We start from the raw sequence: 17,144 nt of genomic DNA on the forward strand, positions 1-17,144 counted from the left end.
TTTTTGTGCCTTTTTTATTGTTATTATCTTTACCGCTTTGTGGATAAAGAATTTTTTTAGTCACGCTTAACAATCTGGGTGAGTAAAAAATAGCCTGATTTTCTCAAGCGGAGGAGTATACTAACACAATTGATCAAAGATCATAGAAGATCCTTTATAATTTTTTAATTCGTGCATAATTCTTTTTATGCATATAGCGCGCATGATGTGACATTGAAGGGAGAAATGAATGAAAAAAGTAGCGGTAATTTTAAGTGGCTGTGGAGTATTCGACGGTGCCGAGATCCACGAGTCAGTATTAACACTACTCAATCTTGAAAAAGCAGGGGCAAGTTATCAGTGCTTTGCACCTAATATTGATCAATTCCATGTGATCAATCACATCACCGGTGAAGAACAAGATGAACATCGTAATGTTCTTGTTGAAGCCGCCCGCATTGCACGCGGAGAAATTGCAGATCTGGAAACATTAAGTGCTGACGAATTCGATGCTTTGGTATTACCAGGAGGTTTTGGTGTAGCAAAGAATCTTTCTGATTTTGCTTTTAAAGGCGCAGATTCTACGATTCTTGAAAGCGTAAAGCGCGTATGTCGTGAGTTCAATCACCAGCAAAAGCCTATCGCTTATTTGTGCATTGCGCCAGCACTCATCGCCCATATCCATACACCGGGTACACTCGCAACCATAGGTAATGATGTTGATACCGCAGCGGCAGTTAATACGCTTGGTGCAAAGCACGTGGATTGTGAAGTGACCGAGATCGTCGTTGATGACAATGAAAAAGTGATTAGTACACCGGCATATATGCTGGCGTCATCCATCCTTGAAGCCGCGACAGGCATCGAAAAGGCAGTGACTAGACTAATCGAAATGGCATAGAGGCGATCACCTCCCCCACCCATTCGTATTAGTAAAGGAAAACGCCAAGGCCGAACAACTCGCTTTTCGGCCTTGAGCGATTGCAAATTTAGGCAGAAAAGCTTGCCCTAACGCAATAAATTAATGGTTTTAACCATTTATACTCAAGTTTACGTTTTATAAATGAACAGGTGACGTTATAATCCCAATAATTCCGTCATCCATTATCGTGATTGAACACGTTCAAACGAAGTGAGCAAGGTAAATGAAGAAACTTTCAGCAGCACTTTTATTGCTATCAACAGCCGCAGTTGCGCAACCATACGACAATTCTTTAACTGAAGAAGCGATTAAGAAACGTCTTCAGCCTATCGGCTCAGTATATTTAGCTGGTGCTGAAAGTGCTGCAGAAGCCGAGCCATCAGGACCTCGTTCAGGTGAGCAGGTTTATCAAGCAGCATGTTTTGCTTGTCACGGCACCGGCGCACTAGGCGCACCAAAAACAGCTGACGATTGGGCACCGCGCCTAGCGAAAGGTAAAGACGTATTACTAGACCATGCGATCAATGGCTTCAATGCAATGCCTCCTCGTGGTACTTGTATGAACTGCTCGGATGATGAGATTGCAGCAGCAATCGATTTCATGACAAGCAAATAAGTATTTCAACTTCTCTATTTAGGGTAGAAAGACTTATTGGACAGTGCAGCGTTTATCGCTGCATTTTCGTCTAAATATAGTGCCATAAAAGCCGTGATTAACGCTGGCTTGATATCACTTTATAAAGCGAGCAGGAATGAGAAATTTACACTTGACCGCCTCGGCTAAAAGTGAAACTATTAAGCTCAATAATTAAACAACAATAAGAACTGGTTTCGTCATTGGAAGAGCCACAGCAACAGGTTAGGAGACTATCTCGGCGAACCGCCAGATTAGAGTCTTTACTCAAAAAGTATAAAAGAAAGTCTCAACTTCAATACACATTAATTCAGTTATCAGAACAGGCTAGTACTGTTGCTGAGCTTACCCTGTTGTATCCCGCAATCCACAATATCCTATCTCAATATTTACCTAGCAAAAGCTTTTACGTTGTCCTGCAAAATCGCTTTACTCAAGCGCTTGAGCTATCGTATTTTGTTGATGAGAAAGACGGTATTTCAGTCCCACTTCATGAAGCACATCACTTTAAAGATGGCGTGACTGGTTTTGTATTTAAAACTGGCGAAACCGTTTATCTCACCAAAGATGACATGCTATCGCGAGCCAATGCTGGCGAGTTTAAGATAATGGGCAGTCAAGCGGAGCATTGGGTGGGCGTACCTATCTACCGCGACGGCGCAATTATTGGCGTTATGGTGTCGCAAAGCTACGAAGCCGAGCAATCCTACAGCGATCATCAAGTTGAATTGCTTGAAGTAATGTCACTGTATCTGGCCACAGCGATTGAACGCGTTAAAAAGCGTGAGTTACTAGAGTCTGAAGTGAAAATTCGCACGCGGGCACTAATGCAAAGTAATGAAGCACTTAATAAAGAGATAGAAAACCGCAAGCGTGCGCTAGAAAGACAGCAAATCTTATTCAAGATTTCTGAATTAGCAACCCAGTTCTCCGATATTGACGATGTTTACCAACAAGTTCACGACATTATTCGTTCTATTACTTTTGCCGACAACCTCTACATAGCGCTTTACGATAAAGAGACGAATTGGCTTACCTTCCCGTATAGCGTTGATGAAAAAACCAGCTATAACCCTCGCCCATTTGCAAAAGGGTATAGTGAGCTGGTCATTCGTACTGAGCAAAGCCAGTTAATAGACAATACCCGTGCCAAAGCCTTAGCACTCGAAGGCACAGTAGAGCGCCCCGCAGGCTATAATCACAAGCTTGCTGCAACGAGTTGGCTTGGTGCACCATTAAAAACCGCTACTGGCGTCATCGGCCTGATCGCATGTCAGGCTTATGAGCACAAACACGAATTTAATTATGATGATGTTGAGCTGATCTCTTTTGTATCTAATCAGATTGCCTCTGTACTACAAACGCACCTAGCGAACCAAGCGCTTAAGATCAGTCACCAACAGTTAGAACATCGAGTTGCGGAAAAAACCAAAGAGCTACAGCAGGCCAATTTACACCTGCAAATGCAGATGGAAGAGCGCAAAAAGATTGAGCAACAGCTTTATCATGATGCTCATCATGATTCACTCACGGGTCTTCCAAACCGTAGTTTGTTTTTAACTCAGCTTGAAAAGACGCTGAAGAAACATCATCGTTATCCCGAAGATAACTTTGCTGTTCTTTTTATTGATTTAGATAAATTTAAAGACATTAATGATGAATTAGGTCATCAGGCAGGTGATCAATTTTTGGTGTGGGTGGCGCAGTCATTCTTAGAGTGTATTCGTGAACACGATTTATTAGCTCGACTTGCTGGTGATGAATTCGTGATCTTACTTGATCACCTAACCGATCGTCAGCAAGCGGAAGATGTCGCCAAACGTATTATCAAAGTCATGCAGCAACCTTTCTGTTTGAAGGGGGTATGCATGCAAAGCGGTGCCAGCATAGGGATCACCTACAGTAATAAGCTATACCGTAACACCGATGAAATCATCAGAGATGCCGATGCGGCAATGTACTATGCTAAAAACGCTGGCCGTGGTCGCTATGAATTTTATCATCCATTGCTAACCGCAAGCTCAAATGCTCAAAAGCAGCAAGAACAACATCACTTAGATAAGCTCCCTACCCACTTCCGCTGTACGGAAATCGTGAACTGGTCAGATAACGCCCAACCAATTGGCTTTTTGGAAGCCTTTGGCGAGCATCCAGTGTTAGGCAGCACCAGTTTTGATATTCTGAAAAAGTTTGCCGCAGAAAAATCTCAACTGCTTGAAATTGAATTGCACCTACTTAACAAAGCGCAAGAAATTGCCCTTAGCCGCGATGAAGATATGCTATTTGGTTGCTCTGCAATGTTACTAGAAAGCGCACATTTTGACGCGCTAAAGCAGCAGCTTAAGCGGCAAGACAAAACACTTTGTTTGCTCTTCGAAGAAAGCGAAATTCGCTTTGCTTCTAGTCAGCAGGTATTAAATCTCAGAGCCTTGGCCGATATGGGGATCCCAATTGGCTTGAATAATTTTGGTAAAGATCGCTGCGATCTAACCCTAATTAGCCAAGTTGACTTTACCTATGTCTTATTAAGCTCGACGTTTAGTAAACGCGTCTTACAGCAAACGAGTTATGAGGTTCAGTTACAAGGTATTTTAGCCGTTACTAAGGTGAAGAGTATTAAGGTCATCGCCCGAGGTCCTGCGATTTTAAACTTTAGAAGCTTGCTGGAAAAGCATGGCTTGCAGCTGTTTTTTGGCAAACAGCAAATGCTGGATAAGGGCAACGAACGTGTAGCCTTTATCCAGAGTTTTGATAACGAATCAGTCCCGTCTTAGCATTGCCCGTAAATTTGCAACGTTAGACTTACCTTTTTCCATTCGTTCTGCCTGTGTCGCCACAGGCTTTTTCCCTTCAATTTGTAAATCATCTTGCGGCAATTCTTGTACAAAGCGACTCAGCTCTGGGGTGATCTGCTCGCCAAATTGACGACGACTCTTGGTATAAGTCAATGTTAAGGTTTGCTGAGCGCGAGTGATGCCAACGTAGGCCAAACGCCTTTCCTCTTCGACATTTTCTTCGTCAATACTCGTTTGGTGGGGTAGCAAGCCTTCTTCCATCCCCACCATAAATACGTGTGGATATTCAAGACCTTTGGACGCATGCAGCGTTAATAACTGCACTGCATCTGAGTCATCTTCTTCTTCATTGCGCTCAAGCATATCTCTTAATGTGAGTTTGCTTACCACTTCTGGCAGTGTCATCGCGGGGTTATCAGCATCTCCCGTAAGCATATCACTTATCCAACGGTATAGTTCTGATACGTTTTTCATCCGCATTTCCGCCGCTTTAGCGCTGGGAGATGACTCGTAAAGATACGCTTCGTAATTAATTTCACGGATCATATCTTTTACCGCTTCCAAGGTATCTCCACGGGTTGCTCGGTCGGAAAGCTCAACCACCCAGCGCGCAAATCCCATCAATGCATTTAAGCCACGACCCGCCAAGCGATCCGCGAGCTCTGACTCAAAACACGCAGCAAATAGACTAATATGGCGCTCGTTGGCAAAGCTACCTAGCTTTTCTAATGTCACCGGGCCAATCTCGCGTCGAGGGGTATTGACGATACGTAAAAATGCGTTGTCATCATCTTGGTTCACTAGGAATCGTAAATAAGCCATAATGTCTTTGATTTCACTGCGTGCAAAGAACGACATACCGCCACTAATTTTGTATGGAATACGGTTGGTCATGAGTGCCTTTTCAAACACTCGAGCTTGGTGATTACCACGATAAAGCAATGCATAGTCGCGATAGCTGGTACGTTTCATAAACTTGTGTGAAATGATCTCCGCAACCACACGCTCCGCTTCATGTTCTTCGTCACGAGTCGCTATCACACGGATCGGGTCGCCGTACCCCAGTTCACTAAACAGTTGTTTATCAAATTCATGGGGATTGTTAGCGATTAGGATATTCGCGGCCTTTAGGATCCGCCCTGCACTACGGTAGTTTTGCTCCAATTTGATAAGTCTTAGGCCCGGAAAATCTTTGCTCAACAGCACCAAGTTTTGCGGTTTAGCGCCACGCCATGAATAAATAGACTGATCATCGTCACCAACCACAGTAAAACGTGCGCGCTCACCAACGAGCAGTTTCACTAACTGATACTGGCTGGTATTGGTATCTTGATACTCATCCACCAGCAAATAGCGGAATCGTTGCTGCCAGCGCTCTCTCACATCAACCGACTGATTCAAGAGCAAAGTTGGGATCATAATAAGATCATCAAAGTCTAACGCATTGTAAGCACGCAGCTGTGTTTGATAACGCGCATAAAGCTGAGCGAATAGCGCTTTTTGTGGCTCTCGCGCTTCTCTAATAGCGCGTTCTGGCAAAATAAGCTCATTCTTCCAGTTACCAATCTGCATCTTTAGCAAATTGAGTAAGTCTTTATCACGCTCAAGCTCTTTTTCAGTGAGTTCACTTAACAACTGATTGGTGTCTTGATCATCAAACAAGGAAAAGCCGGGTTTATAACCCAAGGTCTTGACCTCTTTTTTAATGATTTCCAGCCCTAATGTATGGAATGTCGACACCCACAAACCCTTAGCTTCTTGCTTGCCCAAAGTTTGTGCCACCCGTTCACGCATTTCTTTCGCCGCTTTGTTGGTAAAGGTGACCGCTGCGATATTCTTTGCTTTGTATTCACACTGCTGCACTAGGTAGGCAATTTTATTGGTAATAACCCGGGTTTTACCTGAGCCCGCACCTGCCAATACAAGGCATGGACCACTGATATATTTTACCGCTTCGTCTTGTTTTGGGTTGAGCTTCATGCAACTAATCCGGTTATCTTCTCGCTTGGCACAATGTTGGCAACAACTGTCAGTGCTGAGGGGTTGAGGAATTCTTATAAACTAAGCACGCTAGTTTACCGTATCCATGTAAAACTATGAAGCGAACCTTTTCCGTCTGCGGCGCATAAGGTAAGATGGAATTTGTATACTGACTCGCAAGCTAAGGTAAGAAGATGATTAATCCAGCCAAAATTGAAGAAATTGCTAAGCAAATTTCCAGTAACATGCCACAGGGCGTAAAAAATCTTGCTGAAACATTTGAAGCAAGAACGAAACAGGCGATCCAGAGCAAATTATCAGAAATGGATTTTGTTAGCAGAGAAGAGTTTGATATTCAAAGCAAAGTGCTGATCCGCACACGTGAAAAATTGGTTGAACTCGAAGAAAAAGTGGCGCAGTTAGAAGCGCAACTTGCCAGCCAAGCATCCGACTCGCAGGAATAAGCAACCAAAGCTTTGAAAAGTAAGGCGTGCGCTTGTGGCGCACGCAATCTCTAAACTCTGTTGACCCTAGCAATAGCGCTGGTTCACACCAAGCAGAGACTTTTCATAGCAAAGTGACAGTTGCTCCATATCTTCTACGGCGTTCACCACCTCATTCAAGAGACCATCAGCTAGACCATAGACCCACCCGTGTACCGTCAAAGTTTGACCTCGCTGCCAAGCATCTTGAACGATATTGCTCTGACACACGTTGCGCACCTGTTCAACCACATTTAGCTCACAAAGCGCCGCACACTGCTTTTCTTTGCTCACTTGTTCAATAATCGCTTGGTGTTTCTCTTTCACATCAGCGACATGACGTAGCCAGTTATCGATCAGACCAAACTTAGCGTTATCGAGTACGGCTTGCACTCCACCACAACCGTAGTGACCGACCACCATGATGTGATCCACTTTGAGCACCTCAACCGCATACTGCATGACCGACAAACAGTTGTGATCAGTATGCACAACGACATTGGCAACATTGCGGTGAACAAACAACTCTCCAGGCATTAAGTCAACAATCTCGTTGGCAGGCACACGAGAGTCAGAGCAGCCAATCCATAGATAATCTGGATTCTGTTGTTGCGACAGTTTTTTGAAAAACTCAGGATCACTGGCATTGGTGCGATCTGCCCACTGTTTATTATTATCGAGTAAGTGACTCAGTGGACTTGGGCTCGTATTACACATTAATGGTTCTCCGACTGACGTTCAGCCTGTATCAAAATATTCCTTGGGGTGAGTGACTTTTCGCAAAAAGTGCTAAGGGTGACATCATACCCAGCTGCTTGCAGATATAAAACCCTATCCAGGACCAACCAGATCTCAATCGCACGACGAAACACGTGTCGTACTAGCTCAATTCTGTCCGTTACTTGTTTTCGTTCACGCCCAATACGTTCATATTGGTCAAAATCAATTCCATCAGGCAGGGCGAGCTGCTTCTGCTCAGCTGCCCAATAACAGAATTCACTAAACGACTCAGAAAAAATAGCCTTATTGACCGAAGGCACACTCACGTAATGTTTATCTGCGGTAAGTTCTCTGCGCAGCGCATCAAACCCTAAGCGCCAACTCACCTCTTTTTTACGTACTTGTGCCACTCTCCCGGGTGCTGTAACTGTCTCTTGCAGCGCTAACTTCATATCGTGATGAGACAAATTGAGCTGACTCTGCTGTGCTTCAACACTCATGGCTTGATAATCAGGTGGTGTAAATAAGTGATAGCAGCATGGAGAGAGCGATAGTTTTTTCATGCCATTCGCCACTGCTTGGTGCATAAATACACGATGTAATTCACCACATGCATGCAGTGCAATACCATGGCGATTTTCAACGAAGTGGTGATGTATGTCATCTTTCAGCACGTCGGCACAATGAAAATGCAAGTTTAGATTTTGCCGCTTCGCACTTTCCTCTCCTTGTCGACACAGATCCGCTTGAAGCTCAATACTGTTCACTTCAGGCGCGCCATGATAAGAAAGCAATCGGCCTAAATGACCTTTACCTGCGCACCACTCTAGTACCGATGCTTTGGTTTCGTTTACTGCGGCAACAAAGTCTTGAAGTTGCTCTAATTTACGTCCTTTTATGCCATTACTCAGCCAAAATGGTAACTCATCTCTACGGCCCACTTTTTGCGGTAAAGCACTTAAGACCGTAAGTTGTTCAAGTTCGGGAATATAGCGACTAAAAAAAGTAAAAAGGGCATCGGTGTCACTGTCTAATGTTGATACTGCATCATCGCTTAACCGCAGTAATTCAGATTGCAGTTGTGGCCAAGGAATAGTGAGATGCTCAAAAGCAACGACTTGCCAATATTGTCGGGTATCGAATAATAATTTATCTAGAAGTTGAAAGCGTTTGCTCGGTTCCACAATGGCCACGGTTGTCAGAGAAACAATACCCTTATTCTAGCGTAATTGTTGATGATATTTACGAGAAAAAATTAAGTGGATATACATTGGGATACAAACCAATGTCAAAATCGCTGCAATAATCAACACCCAAGATAGCTTAGGTTGTTCATTCTTCACTTCTGAATAAATAAAGCGCGCTTTGTGTTCATGAAACTGACTCACATCTAAGTGATATAGCTGTGCTATCCATTGCCATTTTGCCGTTGACATTGTTCCAATTGGAATATTAGCCACCTTGATGAACTCCCTTAACTTCTCTGCCTCAAATGCGAGCTGTTCCAAGGATTTTTGGGTAGCGTATTGCTGCTTAGTTATTGCTAAGGTTTCTTCTAGATGTAACATAGCGTATCGCCAACCTTTAAGGCTCGCACGACGAAAGCGTTTAACAAGCTCAGGGCGGTTTTCTAGTACACTTTCCGTAGTAAAGAGCACGTCAGCATAAACGTTTAAACCAAACTGCTTAGGGCAAATTTCACGGGTTGATAGGCCGCTTTGCTGTACTGCATAGGGCTCATTGGTGCTATAAACTTGCATCGCATCAAATTTACCCGCGATAAAGTCTTTCAGTGGCTCACTGCCTGAATACAACCGCATATTTTGTGTATTGACGCCTGCACGTTGCAACATCATGAGTAACTCACCGTTTTCTGTGTGTCCTAAATGACTGAGGCGTTTCCCCTGGAAATCACGGGGAACATAAATATCACTGTCGGCTCTTACCATCCAACAATAAGGAGAAGACTGTAGTATCGCAGCAAGCGCCACAAAGGGTTTACCTTTGAGCCTTTGTTTTAAAAGGCCTGAGTGAAACACACCGAACTGTGCTTGCCCGTATAGCACGCGAAAATCAACGTTAGGATTATTGGGATCGGCAGGAAGGATCTGAACGTCTAACCCTTCCCTATGATAAAACCCTTTTTCCTTTGCCATATAGTAACCAGCAAACTGAAATTGATGCGTCCACTTTAACTGTAATGTGACTTTTTCAAGGGCTGCAATCTGAGTGCTCAAAAATAAAAGTAATAACGCAACATAGTACCTAAACATCATATCCTTGCGTTTTTCAACTGATAATAGCTAACTATAGTTTAAGGTGCTCAGGCTGCCATTAAGATTGGGTAAGTATTGAATATGACAGTGAGTTAAGTACTACTTTAACTGACTAAGGTTCAAAGCAGCTGTACGTTGCAATTCTCTATATGTGTACCTAGTATGTTCTTAAGGTGATGATAGATCTGCTCTTGGCTACCTTTGCACATAATGTCATAGCCATTACCATTATTCTTCTCGATGATCCCAAGGTAATTATCATCAATAGCGACAGACTCAACTTGCGCTATTGGCATCATAATTTTATTTGCCCCGTAGATGAGCATTAACTTCTCGCCCTCTTTTAATAACATTTGCTCTGGGCGTCTGTTGGTACCGATATCACCTTGGAGTACGACCGATATCACTGTAATTGCAAACACAATTGGCAAGAAAAGTGTGTGTTCGATCAGATCTGGCCAAAGTGCACTCGCACCAAAATATAAGCCCGCAAGTAATACAAGCCTTGTAACTAACGTTATGAAGATGTCCTTGTTTTTTCTTTTTCTAATCATGTAATCCACTGATAAAATTAGATACTTTCATGACCAGCGTACCTAATTCAGTACTTGTTATCCAGCCTTTTGCTTTGCTAACTGCTCGCCATGCAAAAAGCGTGTAAAACACGGGTTATCTGTTTCTTCTTGAAACTGATACGCTAACTTTGCAAGATGTTCATCAAAGCGCTCATAATCACTGGGCTCAACTTCAAAAGCGGCTAACACATTGCCTTGTGCCGCACCGTGATTGCGATAATGAAATAAAGTAATATTCCAATTACAGCCGAGCATGTCTAAAAAGCGTGCTAATGCGCCTGGATATTCAGGAAATTCAAACCGCAATAAACGTTCATTCATGACGCTCGGCGGTTTGCCGCCTACCATATATCGCACATGTAACTTTGCCAGTTCGTTATCTGATAAGTCATCAAACAGGTAGCCGTTTTGATGCAATGAAGCGGTTAACTCAGTTAGCTCTTGCTGGCCATTTCTAAGCCCAACACCAACAAAAATTTGCGCTTCGCCACAGCCGGCATAGCGATAGTTAAACTCAGTGATCGCTCGGCCACCAAGAGAGTGACAAAAACGCTTAAAGCTGCCTTTTTCCTCTGGAATAGTCACCCCGAGCAATGCTTCATGTTTAGCACCTAGCGCCGTTCTTTCGGCGATGTATCTCAACCGATCGAAGTTTAAATTAGCGCCTGACAAGATAGCCGCAACACTCAGCCCCTTTTCACCCGTTTGCGTGAGCCACTTCTTCAAACCCGCGGTTGATAACGCGCCGGAAGGCTCTGCAGTTGCTCTCGTCTCCACAAAAATATCTTGAACCGCCGCACAAATTTCATCGGCATTAACCGTCACGACTTCATCACAAAACTTTTGTGCTAATCGAAAAGTTTCAGTGCCAATAAGCTTCACCGCTACGCCATCCGCAAAACCACCGACTCGCTCAAGCTCCACAGGTTCTCCCGCTTCAAGTGCAGCTTTAAGGCATGCACTGTCCTCAGCTTCTACCCCAATAATACGGATATCAGGGCGAAGTGACTTCAAATACACCGCCATTCCCGCAAGCAAACCACCTCCTCCTACGGGAATAAATACGACATCTAGTTCATCAAGTTGCTGAATTAACTCTCGCGCCACCGTACCTTGGCCGATGATCACATCTTTATCATCAAATGGCGGGACAAAAACACCATTTTGCGCTTCACAAAGATCTAGCGCGTACTGCTTTGCCGCATCAAAGTGATGGCCGTGTAAGATCACTTCACCACCGAGCTTACGAACCGCGTTGACCTTGATCTCTGGCGTAGTCACAGGCATAACAATCGTGGCGTGCTGACCTAGATGCGTTGCACTTAATGCAACCCCTTGAGCATGATTACCCGCAGAAGCGGTATACACCCGCGATCCTTTCGGCAACTGACGTAGCTTGTTATACGCACCACGCAATTTGAAAGAATAGACCGGCTGTTGGTCCTCTCTTTTCAGCCAAATTTGGTTACCAAGCTGGGCTGACATTTGCTCTAGTTGATTCACTTGCGTTACCTCAACGAGCGGTGCCACATTCGCCTGAATAATGGCTCTAAAGTAATCAAGCTCTTGGGAAACCATCGCTAGCCTAACTCCTCTAGTTTTTGTAAGTCACGTACCGCGCCTTTGTCTGCACTCGTTGCTAACAGTGCATAGGCTTTTAGCGCGGGACTCACATAACGTTCTCTGTTAAATGGTTTGTACGCTTCTTTGCCACGAGCGAGTTGCTTTTCATGGCGCAGCGCCAACTCGGTGTCGTCCAGTTTAACGTCAATACTGCGGTTATAGATGTCGATAGCGACAACATCGCCGTTTTCAACCAGCGCCAGACTGCCACCACTGGCAGCCTCTGGAGACGCATGGCCAATAGAAAGTCCAGAAGTACCGCCAGAAAAACGACCATCGGTAAGTAAAGCGCAGTCTTTATCTAGCCCCATCGATTTAAGATAGCTAGTTGGATACAGCATTTCTTGCATACCCGGACCACCTTTAGGCCCTTCGTAGCGAATGATCACTACATCACCTTTCTTAACTTGGCCACCCAGTATCCCCTCGACGGCATCGTCTTGAGATTCAAATACTACAGCCGGCCCCGTAAAGCGCAGCATTTCATCGGCCACCCCGGCACTTTTCACGATACAACCATCAGGCGCTAAGTTACCTTTCAATACTGCAAGACCGCCATCTTGCCTAAAAGCATGCTCGATGGAGCGAATACAGCCGCCTTCACGGTCTAAATCAAGCTCATCCCAGCGATACTCTTGGCTCATAGCTTGGGTGGTGCGGATCCCAGCAGGCCCCGCGCGATAGAAAGTTTGTGCCCGCTCATTATCACGGTCTGCAGCATTCCAACGCGCAATAACTTCACCTAGATTTCCGCCAGCAACGTGCCCCACTGAAAGGTCCAACTTATCGCCTCTCGCCAGCTCGTTGAGAATGGCCATAATGCCGCCAGCACGGTGAACATCTTCAATGTGATATTGCTGTGTTGCCGGAGCAACTTTACACAAAAACGGTGTGCTACGAGATAAGCGGTCTATGTCATTCATATCAAAATCGACAAAGCCTTCTTGCGCTGCCGCCAATAAATGCAGTACGGTATTAGATGAACCGCCCATCGCGATATCTAATGTCATGGCGTTCATAAATGCAGCTTGGTTAGCAATGTTGCGTGGCAGCACTTGCTCATTGTCTTTACCATAGTATTCATCACATAAAGCCATGATGCGCTTTGCTGCGCCCAAATACAGCTGTTGGCGGTCTTTGTGTGTCGCTAGTGTCGTACCATTACCAGGCAACGCTAAGCCCAGCGCTTCTAATAAACAATTCATGGAGTTGGCAGTAAACATGCCTGAACACGAACCGCAAGTAGGACAAGCTGAGCGCTCTACTTGCTCAGAGTCTTCATCACTCACGGTTGGATCTGCGCCTTTTACCATAGCGTCGACGAGATCCAATTTTAAATCGATATCCGCTAAGCGAGTTTTTCCCGCTTCCATCGGGCCGCCGGAAACAAAGATCACCGGAATATTCAACCGCAGTGCAGCAAGTAGCATGCCTGGGGTGATTTTGTCGCAGTTAGAAATGCAGACCATGGCATCAGCACAATGAGCATTAACCATGTACTCTACCGAATCTGCAATTAAGTCTCGAGACGGAAGCGAGTAAAGCATGCCGCCGTGACCCATGGCGATACCATCATCAATAGCAATGGTATTAAATTCGCGGGGTACGCCGCCTGCTTCTGTTATCGCATCAGCCATCAATGCGCTAAGTTGATTGAGGTGAACATGACCCGGAACAAATTGGGTATATGAATTCACGACCGCAACGATCGGTTTATGGAAATCACTGTCCGTCATTCCCGTTGCTCGCCACAATGCACGAGCACCCGCGCGTTGTCTGCCCTCAGTAGTTGTCTTGCTCCGTAATTTAGCCATGCTTCACCTTTTTCTCGGCTTTGCCGAGTTCCTCATTCCCACAATTTACAATGCGCTTTTGTTCGGGACGCTTGGCCCCGATTCCAATAAAATTATTCGTTTACGTATTCTAACCAGCCATTTTCGTCATCAGCTTGACCTTTAACCAAAGCGAAATAGGCCTGCTGTAACTCTTCCGTAATTGGACCTCTACCACCATTACCCACGGTAATCTTGTCTACGCTGCGAACAGGTACTACTTCCGCTGCGGTACCAACCATAAAGAACTCATCAGCAAGATAAAGCGCTTCACGAGCGATTGGCTCTTCACGTACTTCATAACCGCGTTTTTTTGCCAAATGGATGATAGTGTCGCGCGTAAGACCAGGTAGAATACAAGCTGTGGTTGGCGGGGTATAAAGCACGCCTTTTTTCACAACAAATAAGTTCTCACCAGCACCTTCGCTCAGGTAACCATTAACATCAAGCGCGATCCCTTCAACATAACCATTACGCTTCGCCTCACCAGAAATAAGCTGTGAAGATAAATAGTTACCACCCGCTTTAGCCGCAGTAGGCATGGTATTTGGTGCGAGGCGACTCCAAGAAGAAACACACACATCAACACCTTGCGCTAAGCCTTCTTCACCAAGGTATGCACCCCACTCCATCGCAGCGACTGTCATGTCTGCACGGTGCGATTTCGGGTTTAAACCAAGACCTACATGACCCAAAAATGCAAATGGACGAAGGTAAGCATTGGTAAAGTCATTTGCGCGGATTGTCTCTTTACACGCCGCGATTACTTCCTCTTTAGTAAAAGGAATTTCCATACGGTAGATCTTCGCGGAATCAAAGAGACGCTGAATATGATCGGTTAAGCGGAAAACAGCTGGACCATTTGGCGTATCGTAAGCACGGATCCCTTCAAAAACTGAGCTGCCATAATGTAAAGCATGACTAAGCACATGGGTGGTCGCTTGAAAATAAGGAACCATTTCACCGTTATGCCAAATTACTTCTGATGTTTGTGTCATTGTTAACTACCTTAATTCTTCTAAATTGCCTGTTTCTGTAGTGTATGCAAGTCAACCGCTTGCACTTCTACTAGCTTACTCAGTTGTGAGGTTAATAAATAGATAGGTTTCTCACTATCTACGGTCATTTTGACGTGGAATAAGTCATCTTGACCTTGTAATTCCAAATTCGTTAAGCGAAATCCGCGATGTCTGGCTACGCGTAAAAAGCGCTCCACTGCGATGCTCTGTTGTTTTACTGCAACGGTTAAATGGTGTTTCATGAAAGGCTCTCCGTCATCATTTCATCATTGGCAGCACCAGGTGGAACAAGCGGCCATACGTTTTCTTTATCGTCGATACAAGCATGTAAAATATAGGGCCCTTGCGCATTCACTATGGCGTCAACGGCGTCATCTACTTGGTTCGCATGAGTAATTGTCTGTCCAGGAATACCGAACACGGCAGCCAAAGAGACAAAATCTGGATTGTCTGACAGGTCGGTTTCACTGTAACGACCGTCAAAAAAGAGTTGCTGCCACTGTCTCACCATACCCAGCCTTTGGTTGTCTAATATTAATATTTTAACTGGCAGGTTATTACGGCGGATGGTTGCCAACTCTTGAATATTCATCATGATGGAGCCATCACCAGATACTGTGATCACTGTGTTATCTGGACGTGCTATCTGTGCACCAATTGCAGCTGGTAAGCCAAATCCCATCGTGCCTGCACCGCCACTACTTAAGTGATTGCTTGGATGAGTGAATTTCATGTGCTGTGCCACCCACATTTGATGTTGGCCTACATCGCAGCATACTACCGCTGTATTGGGTAGCTTTTGGCTCAGTTGATTTAACAAATACGGTGCAAATACTTTTTCGCCAGGGTAGTCATAACGCCACGCATGTTGACGTTGCAGTGCTTCGATGGTCTCTAGCCATTCGGTATTCGTAACCACACATTCAAGTTGCGGCAATGACTGTTTTAAGTCTGCAATAAGCGAAGCGGCCGCGGGTTTTCGTTTACCCACTTCTGCAGGGTCGATATCTAAATGGATCACCTTCGCCCCTGCAGCAAACTTTGCCAAATTCCCTGTAACACGGTCATCAAATCGCGCCCCAATACATACCAGCAAGTCGCATTGCTGAACCGCCAGATTCGCCGCTTGAGTACCATGCATACCGAGCATTCCTAAGTCATAATCATAATCTGGGGTTACGCTGCCCAAAGCTTTTAGCGTCGATACGGCCGGCATATGGGTCTTTTCTAAAAATTGCATCAGCTGTGACTGCGCATCGGCGCTTTGCACGCCGCCGCCAATGTAAGCAACAGGTCGTTTAGCGTCACATAATAATTGATTGGCTTTTGCTACTTCAGTTTGCGAAACCCTCGGCTGTTCGTCTTGTGGCGCAGCAAAAGGATGAAAAGGTACTTTAGCTAACTGGATATCTTTGGGAATATCGACCAACACCGGACCAGGTCGCCCAGACTGCGCTAAGTACATGGCTTCTTGTAATATCTCAGCCAAGTCTTCCGCTCGCTCAACCATGTAGCTGTGCTTAGTACATGACAAAGACATGCCCAGTACATCCACCTCTTGAAAGGCATCCGAACCGATGGCAGCGGTCGGTACTTGTCCAGTGATAGCCAGTAGCGGAACTGAATCCATCATGGCATCAGCAAGTGCGGTGATAAGATTCGTCGCGCCGGGTCCAGAAGTGGCGAAACAAACCCCAAGCTTACCTGTACTGCGAGCATACCCAACAGCAGCAAAACCAGCACCTTGCTCATGACGAGTCAAATAATGCTTAACTGGCGCGCCATACAAAGCGTCATAAATGGGCATGATGGCACCACCTGGGTAACCAAATACGTGTTTAACGCCTTGCTCTTCTAGCACCTTGATAACAAGTTGTGCGCCGGTTGTTGGATTGCTCATGATCTGCTCTCAGTTGCCTTTTTTATGCCCTAAAACGAAAACGCCCCCCGAACCTTTTGGTGCGGGGGGCGTTTATGCTGATACTTTTCTTACAGCACTAACTAGCCCCCGCGGTAATAATAATCACCACGTTGATAATCACGACTAGTAAAGTTGCTGTTAGTAACATTGCTTGAATTCCGTAAATTTAAACTTGGCAATCATTCAGTGTAAGTACTGTGCTGCCTCTTTTTCTATTAATACCGCGCCTTGCACACTGAAGTCAACACAAAAAACTATGCTATTTAAAATTAAAAACCTGAGTTTATTGCATAAAAAAACCAAAAAATCACAAACTAAAGAATTAAAACAACCACACATTTTAAAATGCGAATTTTCTATTGGTTCAATTTCGATATAACGAAAAA

At 44.9% G+C, this 17,144-nt stretch carries 14 protein-coding genes; 4 read left to right on the forward strand and 10 right to left on the reverse strand.

The features are described from left to right. Nucleotides 1-229: 229 nt before the first annotated feature. The 3 genes from elbB (at nt 230) to BB427_RS02495 (ending at nt 4,309) form a co-directional block, all read left to right on the forward strand. Nucleotides 230-880 carry an isoprenoid biosynthesis glyoxalase ElbB gene (gene elbB, locus BB427_RS02485; RefSeq protein ID WP_069018830.1) on the forward strand — a complete coding sequence of 217 codons (651 nt, stop codon included), beginning with the start codon at nt 230-232 and terminating at the stop codon, nt 878-880. A gap of 244 nt (nt 881-1,124) precedes the next feature. Next, nucleotides 1,125-1,517, forward strand: a complete 393-nt coding sequence (locus tag BB427_RS02490) for a c-type cytochrome (protein ID WP_010376308.1) — start codon at nt 1,125-1,127, stop codon at nt 1,515-1,517. A 221-nt stretch (nt 1,518-1,738) separates the two neighbouring features. Beyond that, nucleotides 1,739-4,309, forward strand: a complete 2,571-nt coding sequence (locus BB427_RS02495; RefSeq protein ID WP_069018831.1) for a sensor domain-containing diguanylate cyclase — start codon at nt 1,739-1,741, stop codon at nt 4,307-4,309. On the opposite strand, the gene rep is transcribed toward BB427_RS02495, so the two are convergent. Beyond that, nucleotides 4,295-6,310, reverse strand: coding sequence for a DNA helicase Rep (gene rep / locus BB427_RS02500; protein WP_039494625.1), 2,016 nt, complete (start codon nt 6,308-6,310; stop codon nt 4,295-4,297). The two genes, BB427_RS02495 and rep, sit on opposite strands and share 15 nt — an antisense overlap. 194 nt (nt 6,311-6,504) lie before the next feature. Between rep and ubiK the strand changes: the two genes are divergently transcribed. Next, entirely contained in the window at nt 6,505-6,774 is a 270-nt protein-coding gene (ubiK, locus tag BB427_RS02505; protein ID WP_010376312.1) for a ubiquinone biosynthesis accessory factor UbiK, read from the forward strand. 66 nt (nt 6,775-6,840) lie between these two features. Here the strand turns inward: ubiK and can are convergent, their stop codons facing one another. The 9 genes from can to ilvG form a co-directional block, all read right to left on the reverse strand. After that, on the reverse strand, nt 6,841-7,509 hold the full coding sequence (gene can, locus BB427_RS02510) for a carbonate dehydratase (protein ID WP_045990427.1): 669 nt from the start codon (nt 7,507-7,509) through the stop codon (nt 6,841-6,843). Continuing rightward, nucleotides 7,509-8,705: a methyltransferase gene (locus BB427_RS02515; RefSeq protein ID WP_045990426.1), complete on the reverse strand. Its 1,197-nt coding sequence runs from the start codon at nt 8,703-8,705 to the stop codon at nt 7,509-7,511. Before BB427_RS02515 ends, can begins: the two co-directional genes overlap by 1 nt. 27 nt (nt 8,706-8,732) lie before the next feature. Next, nucleotides 8,733-9,785: an ABC transporter substrate-binding protein gene (locus BB427_RS02520; RefSeq protein WP_069018832.1), complete on the reverse strand. Its 1,053-nt coding sequence runs from the start codon at nt 9,783-9,785 to the stop codon at nt 8,733-8,735. A gap of 122 nt (nt 9,786-9,907) precedes the next feature. Then, nucleotides 9,908-10,342, reverse strand: coding sequence for a hypothetical protein (locus BB427_RS02525; protein WP_069018833.1), 435 nt, complete (start codon nt 10,340-10,342; stop codon nt 9,908-9,910). Nucleotides 10,343-10,399: 57 nt separating this feature from the next. Then, nucleotides 10,400-11,941, reverse strand: a complete 1,542-nt coding sequence (gene ilvA, locus BB427_RS02530; RefSeq protein WP_069018834.1) for a threonine ammonia-lyase, biosynthetic — start codon at nt 11,939-11,941, stop codon at nt 10,400-10,402. A 2-nt stretch (nt 11,942-11,943) separates the two neighbouring features. Then, the gene (gene ilvD, locus BB427_RS02535; protein ID WP_069018835.1) at nt 11,944-13,800 is read right to left on the reverse strand and encodes a dihydroxy-acid dehydratase; all 1,857 of its coding nucleotides are present in this window, start codon (nt 13,798-13,800) and stop codon (nt 11,944-11,946) included. Nucleotides 13,801-13,892: 92 nt separating this feature from the next. Continuing rightward, on the reverse strand, nt 13,893-14,816 hold the full coding sequence (locus BB427_RS02540) for a branched-chain amino acid transaminase (RefSeq protein WP_010607766.1): 924 nt from the start codon (nt 14,814-14,816) through the stop codon (nt 13,893-13,895). 20 nt (nt 14,817-14,836) lie between these two features. Further along, nucleotides 14,837-15,079: an acetolactate synthase 2 small subunit gene (gene ilvM, locus BB427_RS02545; RefSeq protein WP_069018836.1), complete on the reverse strand. Its 243-nt coding sequence runs from the start codon at nt 15,077-15,079 to the stop codon at nt 14,837-14,839. Next, the gene (ilvG, locus tag BB427_RS02550) at nt 15,076-16,737 is read right to left on the reverse strand and encodes an acetolactate synthase 2 catalytic subunit (protein WP_069018837.1); all 1,662 of its coding nucleotides are present in this window, start codon (nt 16,735-16,737) and stop codon (nt 15,076-15,078) included. The genes ilvM and ilvG overlap by 4 nt, the downstream gene beginning before the upstream one ends. Nucleotides 16,738-17,144 lie beyond the last annotated feature (407 nt).

Origin of the sequence: Pseudoalteromonas sp. BMB (assembly GCF_001709235.1) — a bacterium.
In the GTDB taxonomy this organism is placed as follows: Bacteria; Pseudomonadota; Gammaproteobacteria; order Enterobacterales; family Alteromonadaceae; genus Pseudoalteromonas; species Pseudoalteromonas maricaloris.

What these genes read in the sequence shown, in the direction of transcription:
- can (WP_045990427.1), bottom strand. Translation starts at nt 7,509, where the DNA reads ATGTGTAATACGAGCCCAAGTCCACTGAGTCACTTACTCGATAATAAT.
- BB427_RS02525 (WP_069018833.1), bottom strand. Translation starts at nt 10,342, where the DNA reads ATGATTAGAAAAAGAAAAAACAAGGACATCTTCATAACGTTAGTTACA.
- ilvA (WP_069018834.1), bottom strand. Translation starts at nt 11,941, where the DNA reads ATGGTTTCCCAAGAGCTTGATTACTTTAGAGCCATTATTCAGGCGAAT.
- ilvD (WP_069018835.1), bottom strand. Translation starts at nt 13,800, where the DNA reads ATGGCTAAATTACGGAGCAAGACAACTACTGAGGGCAGACAACGCGCG.
- BB427_RS02490 (WP_010376308.1), top strand. Translation starts at nt 1,125, where the DNA reads ATGAAGAAACTTTCAGCAGCACTTTTATTGCTATCAACAGCCGCAGTT.
- ilvM (WP_069018836.1), bottom strand. Translation starts at nt 15,079, where the DNA reads ATGAAACACCATTTAACCGTTGCAGTAAAACAACAGAGCATCGCAGTG.
- rep (WP_039494625.1), bottom strand. Translation starts at nt 6,310, where the DNA reads ATGAAGCTCAACCCAAAACAAGACGAAGCGGTAAAATATATCAGTGGT.
- ubiK (WP_010376312.1), top strand. Translation starts at nt 6,505, where the DNA reads ATGATTAATCCAGCCAAAATTGAAGAAATTGCTAAGCAAATTTCCAGT.
- elbB (WP_069018830.1), top strand. Translation starts at nt 230, where the DNA reads ATGAAAAAAGTAGCGGTAATTTTAAGTGGCTGTGGAGTATTCGACGGT.
- ilvG (WP_069018837.1), bottom strand. Translation starts at nt 16,737, where the DNA reads ATGAGCAATCCAACAACCGGCGCACAACTTGTTATCAAGGTGCTAGAA.
- BB427_RS02540 (WP_010607766.1), bottom strand. Translation starts at nt 14,816, where the DNA reads ATGACACAAACATCAGAAGTAATTTGGCATAACGGTGAAATGGTTCCT.
- BB427_RS02520 (WP_069018832.1), bottom strand. Translation starts at nt 9,785, where the DNA reads ATGTTTAGGTACTATGTTGCGTTATTACTTTTATTTTTGAGCACTCAG.